Here is a 15906-nt window from a genome sequence, read left to right as displayed (position 1 = left end):
TCCCCTCTTCAGCGCAGCTTCAAGCTCGCCAGGCCCACCAGGCACAGCAGCATGGTGATGATCCAAAAGCGCACCACCACCTGGGTTTCGCGCCAGCCCGATTTTTCAAAATGGTGGTGCAGCGGCGCCATCTTGAAGATACGCCGCCCCTCGCCATAACGGCGCTTGGTGATCTTGAACCAGGTCACCTGGATCATCACCGACAGCACCTCGGCCACAAACACGCCGCCCATGATGCCCAGCACGATTTCCTGGCGCGTGATCACAGCCAGCGTGCCCAGCGCTCCGCCCAGGGCCAGCGCACCCACATCGCCCATAAACACCTGGGCCGGGTGGGTGTTGAACCACAAAAAGGCCAGACCTGCACCGCCCAGCGCGGCGCAGAAGATCAACAACTCGCCGCTGCCCGGGATGTAGGGAAAGAGCAAGTATTTGCTGTAGACCGAGGAGCCCGTGACGTAAGCAAACACGCCCAGGGCCGAGCCCACCATGACCACCGGCATGATGGCCAAACCGTCGAGCCCGTCGGTGAAGTTCACCGCGTTGCTGGTACCCACGATGACGAAGAAGGACAGCGCGATAAACCCAAACACGCCCAGCGGGTAGCTCACCGATTTGAAGAAGGGCAGCATCAAATCGGCCTTGGGCGGCAGGTCCGTAGAGAAGCCGCTTTGCACCCAGCGCGCAAAGAGTTCCAGCACACGCAAAAAGCTGGTCTCGGACACCGAGAACGCCAGATACAAAGCCGCCGCCAGCCCGATGAGGGCCTGCCAGAAAAACTTCTCGCGGCTGCGCATGCCTTCGGGGTCTTTGTTGACGACCTTGCGGTAGTCGTCCACCCAGCCAATGGCGCCAAAGCCCATGGTGACCAGCATCACCACCCACACAAAGCGGTTGGACCAGTCAAACCACAGCAGCGTGGAGACGGCAATGCCAATCAAGATCAGCACCCCGCCCATGGTGGGCGTACCGCTTTTGGACAAATGCTGCTGCACGCCGTACTCGCGAATGGGCTGGCCAATCTTGAGTTCGGTGAGGCGCCGAATCACCCAGGGGCCAAACGCCAAGCCGATGAGCAGCGCCGTCAGCGCCGCCATCACCGCGCGGAAGGTGATGTAGTTAAAGACCCGCAGAAAACCCAGCTCGCCTGGGAACATGGCCTGCAACCACTGCGCCAGACTAAGCAGCATGCCTTGCTCCCAAGGCCTGCAAGGCGGCCACCACGGTTTCCATCTTCATGAATCGAGAACCTTTGATCAGGATGTTGTCCACCTGCGGCAAAGCCGCCAGGTCTGGCCCTAGGGCCTCAATGAGTGCGGCGGTGCTGGGGTGGGCGCGGGCCGTGGCGCCGTAAGCCGCGGCGGCATCGCGCGCGGCGCTGCCTGCCGTCCACAGCGCGGCCAAACCCCGCTGCGCAGCGTAGGCACCGACCTCGCGATGAAAAGCCTCGCCTTGGTCGCCCACTTCGCCCATATCCCCCAGCACCAACCAGGAACGGCCCGGCAGCTGCGCCAGCACATCAATGGCGGCGCGCACGCTGTCGGGGTTGGCGTTGTAGCTGTCGTCGATGAGGGTGATGTGCCGCCCGCCCAGCTGCAAGCCCAGCAGCTGCGAACGCCCTTTCACGGCCTGGAAGCTCTGCAGCCCCTCGCGAATGGCGGCCAGTGGCGCGCCTGCAGCCAGCGTGCAGGCGGTGGCGGCCAGGGCGTTGCGCACGTTGTGCCAACCCGCCATGGCCAGCGACACCGGCAAGCTGCCCGCAGGCGTGTGAATCTCGAGCGCCCAATGCCCCGCACCGGCGCCAGCGCTGGCGCTCACCCACTGGGCTTGCACGCGAATGTCGGCCGGGCCTTGCAATGCAAAGCTCAGCACCGGGCGGCCCGCCGCCAGCTCCCACCACAGCGGAGCGCAGTCGTCGTCGGCCGGGAACACCGCCACGCCTGTGGGCCCCAGCGCGCGCAGCGCCTCGCCGTTTTCGCGCGCTACGGCCTCGATGCTCTTCATGTACTCCTGGTGCTCGCGCTGGGCGTTGTTCACCAAGGCGACCGTGGGCTGGGCCATGGCGGCCAGCGGTGCAATTTCGCCGGGGTGGTTCATGCCCAGCTCCACCACCGCGGCATGCTGCCACTGCGCATCGTCCTGTCGCAGGCGCAGCAGGGTCAGCGGCACGCCAATGTCGTTGTTGAAGTTGCCTTGCGTGGCCAGCATGCCCTGCGGACCATGCCAGGCGCGCAAGATGGAGGCCATCATTTGCGTGACCGTGGTCTTGCCATTGCTGCCCGTCACGGCGATGAGCGGCAGCTGGTGCTGGGACCGCCAGGCAGTGGCCAAGAGAGCCAGGGCCTGACGCGTGTCAGGCACGCACACGCCGGGCATGGTGTCAGCAGACAGCCCACGCTGCGCCAGCGCCGCCACGGCACCGGCCTCACGCGCCTGGGGCAGAAAGTCGGCCGCATCAAAGTGCTCGCCGCGCAATGCCACGAACAAGTCACCCGCACACAGGGTGCGGGTGTCGCTGTGCACGCGGGCAATGGGCGTGTCGGCCGCGCCCACCAGCTGGGCTTGCGGCAGCTGAGGCCGCAAGAGCTCAAACACCTGGCCCAGGGTCATCAACGGCAGGGGTTGGCTCACAGCCCAGCCCTCGCCAGCAGGGCCGCGCGCGAGGCCTCGATGTCGCAGAAATGGCGGCGCTGACCGGCCACTTCTTGGTAGTCCTCATGGCCCTTGCCGGCCACCAGCACCACATCGCGGCTGGCGGCGCGCGCGGTGGCTTGTGCGATGGCGCGTGCGCGGTCGGCTTCACGCAGCACTGCGCTGCCCGCGGGCATGCCTGCGGCAATGCCGTCCAGAATGAGTTCGGGGTCTTCGTCGCGCGGGTTGTCGCTGGTCAGAATCACTTCGTCCGCCAGCTGCGCGGCAATGGCGCCCATTTGCGGGCGCTTGAGCGGGTCGCGGTTGCCGCCGCAGCCAAACACCACATGCAGCCGCCCGCCGCGTGCTTGGGCCAGCGGGCGCAGCGCTTGCAGGGCTTTTTCAAGGGCGTCAGGCGTGTGGGCGTAGTCCACCACCAGCTGCGGCAGCTCCTGCCCGGTGCCCACGCGCTGCATGCGCCCCGGCACGGGGCTGACCTGCTGCACCGCTTGCACCACCGCCTCCAGCGAATGCCCCAGCGCACGCGCTGCCGCCATCACCCCCAGCAGGTTGCTGACGTTGTAGCGGCCGATCAAAGCGGTTTGCACCAGCAGCTGCTGAGCCCCTTCCACCACGGTGAAGGCCAGGCCTGCGGCCTCGTGGCGCAGTGCGCAAGCCTGCAACCGTGCCTGAGCTTGGTCAATGCCGTAGGTCCACAGGTCCATGCCCGAGCTGCCCAGCTCTGCCGCCAGACCTTGGCCTTGGGCGTCGTCGAGGTTGAGCACTGCTGCTTGCAGCCCGGCCCAGGCAAACAGCTTGCGCTTGGCCTGCCAGTAGGCAGCCATGTCGCCGTGGTAGTCCAGATGGTCCTGGGTGAAATTGGTGAACATGGCCACGCGCAGCTGCACGCCCGCGAGCCGGTGCTCCTCGATGCCAATGGATGAGGCCTCAATGGCGCAGCTGCGCAGACCGTCCGCGCGCATTTGCGCGAAAGCCGCTTGCAGGCGCACCGGGTCAGGCGTTGTCAAACCGGTGGAGGCAATGGCCGCAGCCTCTTGCGCACCCGGCACGGGCGGGCGGCCCACACCCAAGGTGCCGACCATGCCGCAGGGTGAGCCCAACACGCTCAAGACCTGCGCCACCCACCAGGCACTCGAGGTCTTGCCGTTGGTGCCCGTCACGGCCACCACCTCCAGCGCTGCGCTGGGCTGTTGGTAGAAGTCAGCCGCGATCTCGCCGCAGCGGGCCTTCAAGTCAGGCAAGGCCGCCACGCGAGCGTCGGTAAAACCAAATGCCTCCACCCCCTGCTCTTCCACCAAGCAGGTGGCCGCTCCGGCCTGCAGCGCTGCGGCGACAAACTGCCGCGCGTCCGTGGCATAGCCCGGCCAGGCAATGAAAGCGTCGCCGGGGCGCACCGCGCGGCTGTCGGTCACCAGGCGGCCGCTAGGCGTCCATTCCTGCAACCAACGGGCTGCAGCTGAGGGGGATTTGAGTCGGGTCAACATGGGTGGGTGTGCCGCTGGGCTGCTCAAAAACTTTCTTCCACCGCCTGCACTTTTTGGCTGGCGATGATTTGCGGCGTGACGTCCAAATCGGTGGGCACGGACAGCAAACGCAGGGTCTGCGCCACGACCTGGCTGAACACCGGGCCGGCCACGGCTCCACCGTAATAGACGCCGTTCTTGGGCTCGTCCACCATCACCGCCACGACGATGCGCGGGTTGGAGATGGGCGACAGCCCCACGAACCAGGACCGGTAGCGGTTGCTATAGCCCCTGCCTTCCTGCTTGTGCGCCGTGCCGGATTTTCCCCCAACGCTGTAACCGCTGACCTGCGCCATGGGCGCGGTACCCCCAGGGGCAGCGGCAGCTTGCAGCATCTGGCGCACTTGGTGCGCGGTTTTTGCCGAGAACACACGCGGCCCGTGCACGGTGGCGTTGTCTTCGCGGTGCATGAGGGTGACGGGAATCAGCTCGCCATCGCGTGCAAACACGGTGTAGGCACGCGCCAGCTGCAGCAGCGAGGCCGACAGACCGTAGCCATAGCTCATGGTGGCTTGCTCAATGGGGCGCCAGCTCTTGTAAGGGCGCAGCTTGCCGCTGACCGCGCCTGGGAAGTTGATTTGCGGCCGCTGCCCCAGCCCGATGGCGGTGAACATCTCGTGCATCTCTCGCGGCGGCATCATCATGGCCATGCGCACCGTGCCCACGTTGCTGGACTTTTGAATGACGCCCGCCACAGTCAATTCACCATAGGCATGCACATCTTTGGGCGACCAGCCGCTGACCACCACGCTGCGTGGCGAGGTGTTGATGGGCGTGTCGGGGTGCACACGGCCCGTCTCCAGGGCCTGCGCCACGACAAAGGGCTTCATGGTCGAGCCGGGCTCGAAGACATCGGTGAGCGCGCGGTTGCGCAACTGCTCGCCGTTGAGGTTTTTGCGCCGGGAGGGGTCGAAGCTGGGGTAGTTGGCCAAGGCCAGCACCTCACCCGTTTGCACGTCCAGCACCACCACCGAGCCCGCCTTGGCGTTGTGCTCGGCCACCGCATCGCGAATGCGCTGGTAGGCAAAGAACTGCACCTTGGCGTCGATGGAAAGCTGAATGTCCTTGCCGTTGACGGGCGGGATGTGCTCGCCCATGTCTTCCACCACGCGGCCCAGCCGGTCGCGCAGCACCGAGCGCGAGCCATCACGGCCCTGCAGCTCTTTTTGGAAAGCCAGCTCCACGCCCTCCTGCCCGCGTTCCTCGATATTGGTAAAGCCCACGATGTGCGCGGCGGCCTCACCTTCGGGGTAATGGCGCTTGTACTCGCTGTCCTGGAACACGCCCTTGATCTTGAGCGCTTTGACCTTGGCGGCCGTGGCGTCGTCAGCTTGGCGGCGCAGGAACACAAAGCGGCTGTCGGGGTCCAGGCGTGAGTTGAGGTCGGCCACGCTCATGCCCAGCGCCTTGGCCAAGTCTTTGCGCTTTTGCGGGTCGGGGTCGACGTCTTTGGGGAAAGCCCAAATCGAAGGCACGGCCACGCTGGTGGCCAGCACTTGGCCGCTGCGGTCGCTGATGCGGCCCCGGCTGGCGGGCAGTTCCAGTTTGTGGGCGTAGCGGGCTTCGCCCTGGCGCTGGAAAAAGTCTTCGCCGATGAGCTGGATGTAGGCCGCGCGGCCCAGCAAGCCCACAAACACCGCGGCAATACAGCCCACCAACAGGCGCGACCGCCATGGCGGTGTTTTGGACGCCAGCAAAGGGCTGGTGGAGTAGCTGACGGTGCGTGCAGGTCGTGCCCCGCGGCGGCCCCAGGTGCTCATGGCGCCACCCCCGAGGAAGCCGCTGAAGCGGGTGCTGCCGCAGGCAGCACGGGGTGCAAGCTTTGCGTCACGGCAGGCGTGATGGGGCGCATGCGCAGGCGCTCGCGCGCCACTTGCTCGACGCGCAGATTCGTGGCCTGGGCATGGCGCTCGGCCAGCAGCCGCTCATGGTCCGCGTCCAGGCGCTGCGCCTCAGTGCGGGCACGGTCCAGGTCGGCGTAGAGCTGGCGGGTGTCGTGCGAAGTCTGTACCAGGTAAGCACCCAGCGTGAGCATGAGCAACAGCAGCACCGCCGCCACACGACTCATCGACGCCCCCCACCACGACGCGTTCCGCCTGTGGGCTCGCTGCGCGCGGGCTCAAAGGGTGCGTCGGTGCGCTGCGCGACACGCAAAATGGCCGAGCGCGAGCGCGGGTTGGCGCGCACCTCGGCCTCGCTGGGTTTGATGCGGCCCAGGGCCACAAGGGCCAGGGGCTTGGGTGGCGCGAACAAGGCGCGGCGGTCCACCTGATCTTTGCTGTGCTGGGCAATAAAGGTCTTGACGATGCGGTCTTCCAGCGAGTGAAAGCTGATCACAGCCAAGCGCCCGCCTAGCGCGAGGCGAGCGGTCGCGGCGTTGAGCGCTTGCTGCAGCTCGTCAAGCTCGCCGTTGACGTGTATCCGTAGAGCTTGAAAGGTGCGTGTGGCTGGGTCTTGGCCCGGCTCACGGGTCTTGACCGTACCAGCCACGACGTGGGACAGCTCGGCCGTGGTGCGAACCGGTCGGCCGTCCTCGCGGCGAGCCACAAGCGCCTTTGCAATCGGGAAAGCAAACCGCTCTTCTCCATAGTCGCGTATCACCTTGGCGATGTGGTCCACATCAGCGTGGGCCAGGTAGTCGGCCGCACTCTCCCCGCGCGTGGTGTCCATGCGCATGTCAAGCGGGCCGTCGAAGCGAAAGCTGAAGCCGCGCTCAGGGTTGTCAATCTGCGGGCTGGAGACGCCCAAATCCAGCATCAGGCCGTCGATCTGCCCCACGCCCAGTGTGTCGAGCTCGGTGGCGAGTTCGGCAAAGGGTGCGTGGCGGATGCAAAAACGCGGGTCGTCGACCCGCGCCTCACCGGAGGTGGCGGACGCTATGGCCTCTGGGTCGCGGTCGATGGCAATCAAGCGGCCTTGCGGCGCCAGGCGCGAGAGCAGCAGGCGCGAGTGCCCGCCGCGCCCGAAGGTGCCGTCGACGTAGATGCCGCTGGTGTCGTGCAGCACGGCATCCACGGTTTCTTGCAGCAGCACCGTGGTGTGGGTGAAGGTGGGCGGGGTGCTCATAGATGCCTCAGAAGCTGAAGTCCTGCAGCACAGCCGGGGGTTCGGACTGCAGCACCTCAAGCTCATGCGCCGCGTACGCTTGCGCGTCCCACAGCTCGAAGTAGTTACCCATGCCCAGCAGCATGACGTCTTTGCTCAGGCTGGCGGCCGTGCGCAATTCCGGCGCCACCAGCACGCGCGCGGCGCTGTCGAGCTCCACGTCTTGGGCATTGCCCAGGAACACCCGCTTCCAGCCGGAGGCCGACAGCGGCAGGGCCGCCACCTTGTCGCGAAACACCTCCCAGGCCGGGCGCGGGAAGACCATCAGGCAGCCCTCAGGGTGCTTGGTGATGGTGAGCTGCCCTTCGCACAGGGCTTGCAGTGCATCGCGGTGCCGTGCAGGGACAGTCAAGCGCCCCTTGCCATCCAAGGCAAGAGCACTCGAACCCTGAAACACGATCTTTGCCACGACGCCCCACAAATTTGCACTTTTCCCCACTTTACTACCCACCCCAGGTGCGGTCAAGGCAAGGGTGGGATTTTTCCAATCAAATCAAGCACTTAGTGAAATCGTGAGCACAAATAAAAAAGTCCTTCAAAATGAAGGACTTGGGCTTCTTAGTGGAAGGTATTTACTCAATACCTCTGGCGCTACATGGCACCTTTGACGATGCGACCGGCCGTGGGTTGTATGGGCCGGGCATTCATGGGGTAGAGGCGCGCAATCATGTCCAACTGCAGCAGTGACACCGTCACCGGCTCTTGCATCACCAGCCAGAGCACCCCTTCGGTGCAGGGCGGCGTGGTCAGCGAGCCCATATAGGTGTAATAGCCCCGGCGCTGGGGCAGCAGCTGGGCCAAATCCACAGCCTGAGCGGTGGCCTGAGCCTGGCCTTTTTCCAGAGGCAACGCATCCAGCATGGACTGCAACACGGGCTGCGCCATGCCGGCCTCACCCAGCAGCGACACCACGGCCAGCCGCCCCTGAGCGTCTTTGTGCACGAGATGGACCGAGAGGTTGAAGCTGCGGCCGTTGACGCGCTCCTCACCGGGGTGGTGCAGATGGATGTGCTTAAGCTCCCAGCGCCGCCCCGCCACGCGTATGCCCGCACTGCCCTGGGGCGTGGCCTCCAGGGCATGGCCGCTGTCTTGCACGGTCAGCACCAGGGGCTTGTAGTCGAATTCAATGGGCTCCAGCGCCACCGTGAAGCTGGGGCGGATGTCGATGGGACTTTGCCGCTGGCCCTTGCTGCACAGCGCGTACTCGGGTTTGAGCTCGCCCCAAAATGCCGGGCCACCCTCGCCTTCATAAGACCAAGCCGGGCTGCGCGCCGCGGGCACGGCGGGCTTGGCCGGCACTGCAGCACGCTTGGCGTCGCCATGCCGGCCTTCACCCCCCACCACAGGGGCGGACCCACCGGGGCGGCGGTCGAGCTTGATCGTCAAAGCCTCGTCAGAGAGCCGCTCGGCCAGGCGCTTTTTCAAGGCCTCGCTGGACTCCTGCGCCCACAGCTGCGCGGGCTGGGCAAGCAGGGCCACCCAGGCCATGAGGCAAAAGCAAAGCGAGGGGCGTTGGCGTGGCGCAGACATAGACATCGCAAAAAGCGCGGGGCGATAGCGCTTCTTCGGCCCGCACGGCGCCGACTTGAGCGCCCGCCCAGCGCGGCGGGCCGCTCAGCCCCGCGGCTGGGCCGCAAAACGCCAAGCCAGCAAGCCCACAGACATGAGCGCTGCCGAGGCCAAGGCCAGGGCCAGAGTGCTGTGCATGACCAGCGGCACCACCACACCGGCCACCAACCCGTTGGCTGCGCTGCCAATGCAAGAGTGCAAAGAGGAGGCCATGCCGCGCCGCTCGGGCGCGAGGTCCAGCACCATCAAAGTCACCACCGGCACCATGAGCGACCAGCCCAGGGCAAACAAGCCAATCAGCGGAAAAGCCCACCAGGCACTGGGCGCAAACAGGGCGTGCGCCGAGACATTCACCACCGAGACCACCACCATGATGGCAAAGCCCCAGCGAATCTGAACGCGCGGTGCGATCTTCCCGGCAAGCCGCCCACTCCACCAGGCACCAGCCATGATGCCGCCGATGCTGCAGACAAAAAACACAAAGAACTGCGTGGGCGCCAGCCCCAGGTGCTCACCCAGAAACACTGGCGCAGACAGCACGTACAAAAACATGCCGTTGAAGGGTATGCCGCTGGCCAAGACCAGCGCCACAAAACGCGGGTTGCCCAGCAAGTCCCAGTAACCACGCAACAGCGGGCCCGCGGCAAAGGGCTGGCGCTGCGCCGGTGTGAGCGTCTCAGGCAGCAGCCGCCAGTTCACCAGCCACAGCAGTGCACCGACCAGCACCAGCAGCCAGAAAATCCAGGGCCAGCCTGCGTAGGTATAGAGCACACCGCCAATGAGCGGCGCCACCGCAGGGGCCAACCCGAAGAACAGCGTCACCTGGGACATCATGCGCTGCGCATCGGTGGGTGCGAACATGTCGCGAATGATGGCGCGCGACACCACCATGCCCGCCCCTGCCGACAGCCCCTGCACCGTGCGCCAAAACACCAGCTCGCCAATGCTGTGCGCCAGCGCGCAGCCCGCCGAAGCCAGCGTGAACACCGCCAGCCCCACCAGCACCACAGGCCGCCGCCCAAAGCTGTCGGACAAGGCGCCGTGAAACAGATTCATCAGCGCAAAGCCAAACAGATAGGCCGACAGCGTTTGCTGCATTTGCACCGGCGTGGCCCCCAAGGCCGCGGCAATGCCGGTGAAGGCGGGCAAATAGGTGTCGATGGAGAACGGGCCCAGCGTGGCCAGGCCCGCCAGCAGCACCGCCAAAGCCCAGCGCGGCGCGCGCCAGAGGGAGGCTGCGGGGGAAGTGGTGCTCATCGTCTCTGGGCGCTAAGGCCCGACGCAAGCGCCTGGGCAGGGTGAAAGAAAAAGTGTGAAGCAAACCGATAGGCCGGATTCTGTGCGCCCATCAACCTCTTGCGAGACCAAAGGGCGTGACCGCCATTCCTCTGGGCCGGACATCGCTGCCCGGCTCAATGCCACCTACCCGCCAGCTCTGCGAGCCGCATCAACGCTGGCCTACTTGGTGTTGCTGCGCGTAGAGATTGCCCGTTTCACCCAGACCGGGCAATGCCCGGCCTGACTCGTCTCTGTTGCTCTGATCCTCGGCTTACGCCGGGCAGCCGTTAGCTGCTACGCCGCTCTATGCAGTCCGGACCTTCCTCCAGGGCGGCGTTTCCACCCTTGCCCCAGCGGCGGTCTGGTCTGCTTCACGCCCCGATTATCGCCCACCCACCTCAGCTGCCAGCCCAAAACCGCGCAGCCCAGCAGAAATGTCCTTATGGCCACGGGGCATCAAAGCGCCGCTACCATGCCCCGACTGGCCGGGGCTGCCACGCCACTGCCATCTCGCAACAGGAGGACCCACCATGAATTACGACAACGTGCTGGCCACGATTGGCAACACGCCGCACATTCGCATCAACCGCTTGTTTGGCGCCGCCCAGGTGTGGGTGAAGTCCGAGCGCAGCAACCCCGGCGGCTCCATCAAAGACCGCATTGCCCTGGCCATGGTGGAAGACGCCGAAGCACGCGGCGTGCTCAAGCCCGGCGGCACCATCATCGAGCCGACCTCCGGCAACACCGGCGTGGGCCTGGCCATGGTGGCGGCCGTCAAGGGCTACAAGCTGGTGCTGGTCATGCCCGACAGCATGAGCATTGAGCGCCGCCGCCTGATGCTGGCCTATGGCGCGAGCTTTGACCTGACACCGCGCGAAAAAGGCATGAAGGGCGCCATTGCACGCGCTGAAGAACTGCTGGCACAAACGCCCGGCTCCTGGATGCCGCAACAGTTCAACAACCCCGCCAATGTGGCGGTGCATGTGCGCACCACGGCCGAGGAAATTCTGCGCGCCTTCCCGCAGGGGCTGGACGCGCTCATCACCGGCGTGGGCACGGGCGGCCACATCAGCGGCTGCGCCCAGGTGCTCAAAAAGGCTTGGCCGCAGCTCAAGGTGTTTGCGGTGGAACCCGCGCAGTCGCCCGTCATCAGCGGCGGCCAGCCCAGCCCCCACCCCATTCAGGGCATTGGTGCAGGCTTTGTGCCCACCAATCTGCACACCGACTTGCTCGACGGTGTGATTCAGGTGGAAGCCGAAGAAGCACGCGAGTACGCACGGCGCAGCGCCCGCGAAGAAGGCTTGCTGGTGGGCATCTCCAGCGGTGCGACGCTGGCGGCCATTGCCAAAACCCTGCCCGAGCTTGGCGCCCAGGCCCGCGTGCTGGGCTTTAACTACGACACCGGCGAGCGCTACCTCTCGGTCGAAGGCTTTCTGCCCGCCTGAGGCTGACAGCCAGGCACAGCGCGGGCCCGCGCTGTGCCGCGGCGCTCAATCGCCCTCGGGCTCCTCGTCGGCATCATCCCGGTCACGCTGAGCCTTCTCTTGCAAGGTGGCCTCCAAAGCACCGAGCTCACCCACAAAGGCGTCCACGCTGCTGGGCTGGCGCAGTTGCAGCGCCGGGGGCAGCAGTTGACCCACATAGGGCGCACGCAGCCAGTGCTGGGGATCCACCTTCTTGCCCAGGGTGAGCGCAGACACCAAGCCCGCCAACAACACCGCCACCAGACCCAAGGTCAAGCGCCAGCGCGGCCACACCAAGGTGGCATGCCACCACACCCAGCTGCTGACCATGGCGGTGAGCATCAGCCACTGCGCTGACAACAACCAGGGCCAGGACAAGATGTAGGCCAAGGCTTCGGTGCTGGTGTCCATCAGCCACAGCAACACCAGAGCGAGCAGTGCCCCCCTGAGGTGGCGGCGCCATTCCTGCTGGTGCCGAAACAGCTGGGTGAGCAGCGTCCACAGCCCCGCCCAGCCTGCCACCATACATAGCGGCACCAGCAAGGCGCTGACCCACTCCACCCAGCGTGTTTCAGGCGAACTGCTGAGCCAATGCTCGACAAAGAGCGTCAAGGTCCACAGCAAACACAGCCCCACCAGCACCCACCAGCGCGGCGGCGTGCTCTGCGCGGAGCGGCTGCCGTAGGGCAGCGGCAGCTCCGGTGCCAAGGCCTGCGTGCTGGTGCGCAGGCGCAGCATGCTTTGCCCGAGGTGCAAAACATCGCCCGCCGCCCACTCCAGCATGCGCACGCCCTGCCAGGCCCGGTCGCGCAAACGCACACCGTTCATGCTGGGGCAAAGTTCCAGGCGCGCCTGCGCGCCGTCCCAGTGCACACGCAAATGCTCCCCGGCCAAATGGGGGTCGTTCAAGACCACATCGCAGGCCAAGGCGCGGCCCACCGTCATGGGCCAAGGCCCTTTGTGGCTGGTGCGCACAGACCCATCGCGGGGGTCCAGCACCTCAATCAGCGCGATGCCGGCTTGTTCCATGCATACCCCTGCAAAAAGTGGCGGGTGAGACGTCGCGCGCTGTCCATGGTGACGCCGTTGGCGTCCAGCCGCCCTAGGGTGCCAGCCTGTGCCGCATCGGCGCTGGCCACCAGCACCGTGAGGTCGTAGAGGCCAGTCAGCTTTCGGTAGGCACTCAAACAGGCCACGCTGCGCAGCACCGGCCCGTCGTTGTTGCGCACGAATTCCTCAACGCAATGCGGCGCGGTGACGGCCGAGCCGCTGCGCCCCAAATGCTGCTTCTTGAAGGCGTCCGAGTACTGTGCGGTGAAGCGCGCCGTGCCCAGTTCACGCCCGTCGTAAGTGCTGTGCTGCACCGAGATATAGCCCGTCTGCAGCCGGTCGCTGACGTAGATGGCATGGTCCATGCGGCATTGCATGCTTTGGTAGCGCATGCCCTTTTCCTGCGTGGCGCTGCTCTTGCCCCAGCAGCGCATGAAACGCTCTTGCGGCACAGGCAGGCGGTAGCGGTCGTGGCCTGCATTGCGCCAAGGCATTTGCAGAAATTGCCCCACCAGTTCGTTTTGGTAGGCCTGCAGCTGACGCTGCAACTCTGGCCAGACATTGCCCTTGACGGGCACGGCCTGGCGGGCGCGCTGCAGCAGCTGGTTGGCAAATTCGCCCGGGATCAAAAAGCTGATTTGCTGGGCAAACATTTGACCAGCCACATTGATGCCCACCACCTCGCCGTTGTCGTCCAGCACGGGGCCACCACTCATGCCGGGGTTGAGCCCGCCTGCGTAGTAGATCAAGGGATCAAAGCTGCGCTCCACCAAGCCGTTGAAGTTGCCCTCAACGATGGCAAAAGCGATGTCCTCGGGGTTGCCCATGGCGTAGATGCGCTCGCCCTTGGCCAGCGGCTTGTCGACCGCACGAAAGCTCAGGTGGGGCATCTCTGCGGGTGCACCCACCACACGCAGCAGCGCCAAGTCGCGGCGCACATCAAAGGCCAGCACCTGCAGCTCGCCCGACTGACCCCAGGTGTTTTGATAACGCAGCCGGTAGCGCTGGGGGTCCAGCAAGAACTGGCTCACCACGTGGTAGTTGGTGATCACATGCCCCTCGGGGCTGACCACAAAACCTGAACCCACGGTGGCTTGACTGTCTTGATCCACCAGCACCGTGCGCACTTGCAGCAAGTGCTCGCGCTTGTGCTCGTAGAGGCGCTTGGCGTCAGCGGAAACGACGGGCGGCGAGGCCACCGCACTGGAGGCGGCTGCGGCGGGCAGTGGGCTTACGTTGCCCTGCGCCGCCGCGGCACAAGCCCAGCACAACGCTGCCAGGGCCCACAGTGCTTGGCGCATGGCGCCTTGCTGGATGGCGCTGAGAAACCCAGCGCGAAGGGAAGCGACGATTGTCATCAGGCGCACTCTAAGTGGTGCGCCCGAGTAAAACCATCAGGTCAAACCAGCTTCCAGGCCAAGCTGTCGCCGCCGCGCAAGGGCTTGAGGCTGGCGTCACCAAAGGGCACGGCCTCGGGCAAGGTCCACTCCGTGCGCCGCAGCACGACCTGCGCCGTGTTACGCGGCAGGCCGTAGAAGTCGGGGCCATTGAAGCTGGCGAAGGCCTCGAGCTTGTCCAGCGCGCCCGCCGCTTCAAAGGCTTCGGCATAGAGCTCCAGGGCCGACAAAGCCGTGAAGCAGCCAGCACCGCACACCGAGTTCTCTTTCATCACGCTGGCGTGCGGGGCGCTGTCGGTGCCCAGGAAGAATTTGTGGCTGCCGCTGGTGGCTGCTTGCAGCAAGGCTTGGCGATGCACTTCGCGCTTGAGCACGGGCAGGCAGTAGTAGTGCGGGCGCAGGCCGCCTGTGAAGATGGCGTTGCGGTTGTAGAGCAAGTGCTGCGGCGTCAAGGTCGCGGCGGTAAAGCGGTCGGCCGCCGCCACGTATTGCGCGGCTTCTTGCGTGGTGATGTGTTCGAACACCACCTTGAGCTCGGGGAAGTCGCGGCGCAGCGGCTGCATGACACGGTCGATGAACACGGCCTCGCGGTCAAAGATATCGATCTCGCCGTCCGTCACCTCGCCGTGCACCAGCAGCAGCAAGCCTTCGCGCTGCATGGCTTCGAGCGTCTTGTAGGTCTTGCGAACATCGGTCACACCCGCATCGCTGTTGGTCGTGGCACCTGCGGGGTAGAGCTTGAGCGCCACCACCCCGGCGTCACGCGCGCGCTTGATTTCGTCGGGCGGCGTGTTGTCGGTGAGGTAGAGCGTCATCAGCGGCGTGAATGCCACGCCTTCGGGCACGGCAGCCACGATGCGCTCGCGGTAGGCCTGTGCCTGCGCTGCGGTGGTGATGGGCGGGCGCAGATTGGGCATGACGATGGCGCGCGCAAACTGGCGTGCCGTGTAGGGCACCACGGCCTGCATTGCAGCGCCGTCGCGCAGGTGTACATGCCAATCGTCGGGTTGGGTGAGGCGGATCTCGTTCATGGGCGCAAATTGTCGCACCCGAAACCCCGCGCAGTGCAGCGCAAAGCGCAGCAAAAGGCCCGCCCGGCGCCTGGCTGAGCCGCGGCCGCGCGGCCCCCCGAATCAGTGCTGCAAGATTTTCGAGAGGAAGTCCCGCGCGCGCGGCGAGCGAGCCTCGGGCTGACCGAAGAAGTCGTCCTTCTTGCAGTCTTCAACAATGCGCCCGGCGTCCATGAAGATCACGCGGTGGCTGACCTTTTTGGCAAAGCCCATTTCGTGCGTGACGCACATCATGGTCATGCCCTCCTGCGCCAGCTGCACCATCACGTCCAACACCTCGCCCACCATCTCGGGGTCCAGTGCCGAGGTGGGTTCGTCAAACAGCATCACCACCGGGTCCATGGACAGCGCGCGTGCAATGGCCACGCGCTGCTGCTGACCGCCCGAGAGCTGGCCCGGGAATTTGTCCTTGTGCGCCAAGAGGCCGACGCGATCCAGCATTTTGAGCCCACGCGTCTTGGCCTCGTCGACGCTGCGCCCCAGCACCTTGATCTGCGCCAGCGTCAGGTTCTCCGTCACCGACAGGTGCGGGAACAGCTCGAAATGCTGGAACACCATGCCCACCCGGCTGCGCAGCTTGGGCAGGTTGGTCTTGGGGTCGGCGATGCTGATGCCGTCCACCACGATATCGCCCTTCTGGAAGGGCTCCAGCGCATTGACGGTCTTGATGAGCGTGGACTTGCCCGAGCCCGAAGGGCCACACACCACCACCACCTCGCCTTTGCTGATGGTGGTGCTGCAATCGGTCAGCACCTGAAAGGGCCCGTACCACTTGGAAATGTTTTTGATATCGATCATG

Annotated in this window: 14 protein-coding genes and 1 other RNA gene; 1 reads left to right on the top strand and 14 read right to left on the bottom strand. The window is 65.5% G+C overall.

Annotated elements, in window-relative coordinates:
- Window positions 1-8: 8 nt before the first annotated feature.
- From mraY to rnpB, 10 genes are all read right to left on the bottom strand, one after another.
- Window positions 9-1190, bottom strand: coding sequence for a phospho-N-acetylmuramoyl-pentapeptide-transferase (gene mraY / locus ACG0Z6_RS01885; protein ID WP_394458322.1), 1182 nt, complete (start codon window positions 1188-1190; stop codon window positions 9-11).
- Window positions 1180-2610: a UDP-N-acetylmuramoyl-tripeptide--D-alanyl-D-alanine ligase gene (locus ACG0Z6_RS01880; RefSeq protein WP_394458800.1), complete on the bottom strand. Its 1431-nt coding sequence runs from the start codon at window positions 2608-2610 to the stop codon at window positions 1180-1182. Before ACG0Z6_RS01880 ends, mraY begins: the two co-directional genes overlap by 11 nt.
- Window positions 2611-2627: 17 nt before the next feature.
- Window positions 2628-4136, bottom strand: a complete 1509-nt coding sequence (locus ACG0Z6_RS01875) for a UDP-N-acetylmuramoyl-L-alanyl-D-glutamate--2,6-diaminopimelate ligase (RefSeq protein ID WP_394458320.1) — start codon at window positions 4134-4136, stop codon at window positions 2628-2630.
- 23 nt (window positions 4137-4159) lie between these two features.
- Window positions 4160-5935, bottom strand: a complete 1776-nt coding sequence (locus tag ACG0Z6_RS01870) for a peptidoglycan D,D-transpeptidase FtsI family protein (RefSeq protein ID WP_394458317.1) — start codon at window positions 5933-5935, stop codon at window positions 4160-4162.
- Window positions 5932-6243 carry a cell division protein FtsL gene (gene ftsL / locus ACG0Z6_RS01865; RefSeq protein ID WP_394458315.1) on the bottom strand — a complete coding sequence of 104 codons (312 nt, stop codon included), beginning with the start codon at window positions 6241-6243 and terminating at the stop codon, window positions 5932-5934. Before ftsL ends, ACG0Z6_RS01870 begins: the two co-directional genes overlap by 4 nt.
- Entirely contained in the window at window positions 6240-7241 is a 1002-nt protein-coding gene (gene rsmH, locus ACG0Z6_RS01860) for a 16S rRNA (cytosine(1402)-N(4))-methyltransferase RsmH (protein WP_394458313.1), read from the bottom strand. Before rsmH ends, ftsL begins: the two co-directional genes overlap by 4 nt.
- A 7-nt stretch (window positions 7242-7248) precedes the next feature.
- Window positions 7249-7677 carry a division/cell wall cluster transcriptional repressor MraZ gene (gene mraZ, locus ACG0Z6_RS01855; RefSeq protein ID WP_394458799.1) on the bottom strand — a complete coding sequence of 143 codons (429 nt, stop codon included), beginning with the start codon at window positions 7675-7677 and terminating at the stop codon, window positions 7249-7251.
- A 194-nt stretch (window positions 7678-7871) separates the two neighbouring features.
- Complete coding sequence (locus ACG0Z6_RS01850; RefSeq protein WP_394458311.1) at window positions 7872-8810, bottom strand: carbonic anhydrase; 939 nt, start codon at window positions 8808-8810, stop codon at window positions 7872-7874.
- Window positions 8811-8894: 84 nt separating this feature from the next.
- Window positions 8895-10106 carry a multidrug effflux MFS transporter gene (locus tag ACG0Z6_RS01845; protein WP_394458309.1) on the bottom strand — a complete coding sequence of 404 codons (1212 nt, stop codon included), beginning with the start codon at window positions 10104-10106 and terminating at the stop codon, window positions 8895-8897.
- A 53-nt stretch (window positions 10107-10159) separates the two neighbouring features.
- Window positions 10160-10500, bottom strand: an RNA gene (rnpB, locus tag ACG0Z6_RS01840) — RNase P RNA component class A.
- Between the two features lie 157 nt (window positions 10501-10657).
- Between rnpB and cysK the strand changes: the two genes are divergently transcribed.
- Complete coding sequence (gene cysK / locus ACG0Z6_RS01835) at window positions 10658-11572, top strand: cysteine synthase A (RefSeq protein WP_394458307.1); 915 nt, start codon at window positions 10658-10660, stop codon at window positions 11570-11572.
- A 45-nt stretch (window positions 11573-11617) separates the two neighbouring features.
- Here cysK and ACG0Z6_RS01830 read toward each other — a convergent pair whose 3' ends face one another.
- From ACG0Z6_RS01830 to ACG0Z6_RS01815, 4 genes are all read right to left on the bottom strand, one after another.
- Window positions 11618-12619 carry an FHA domain-containing protein gene (locus ACG0Z6_RS01830; RefSeq protein ID WP_394458305.1) on the bottom strand — a complete coding sequence of 334 codons (1002 nt, stop codon included), beginning with the start codon at window positions 12617-12619 and terminating at the stop codon, window positions 11618-11620.
- A complete protein-coding gene (locus ACG0Z6_RS01825) occupies window positions 12595-13998 on the bottom strand; it encodes a S1 family peptidase (RefSeq protein ID WP_394458303.1) in 1404 nt (467 codons plus the stop codon). Before ACG0Z6_RS01825 ends, ACG0Z6_RS01830 begins: the two co-directional genes overlap by 25 nt.
- Before the next feature lie 41 nt (window positions 13999-14039).
- The gene (gene pyrC / locus ACG0Z6_RS01820; RefSeq protein ID WP_394458301.1) at window positions 14040-15068 is read right to left on the bottom strand and encodes a dihydroorotase; all 1029 of its coding nucleotides are present in this window, start codon (window positions 15066-15068) and stop codon (window positions 14040-14042) included.
- Between the two features lie 102 nt (window positions 15069-15170).
- A complete protein-coding gene (locus ACG0Z6_RS01815) occupies window positions 15171-15905 on the bottom strand; it encodes an amino acid ABC transporter ATP-binding protein (protein ID WP_394458299.1) in 735 nt (244 codons plus the stop codon).
- Window position 15906: the final 1 nt, after the last annotated feature.

Source organism: Roseateles rivi (assembly GCF_043555845.1).
Classification (GTDB): domain Bacteria; phylum Pseudomonadota; class Gammaproteobacteria; order Burkholderiales; family Burkholderiaceae_C; genus Roseateles; species Roseateles rivi.
Note: the sequence above shows the minus strand (reverse complement) of the source record. Positions and strands in the feature narration are given on the sequence as shown.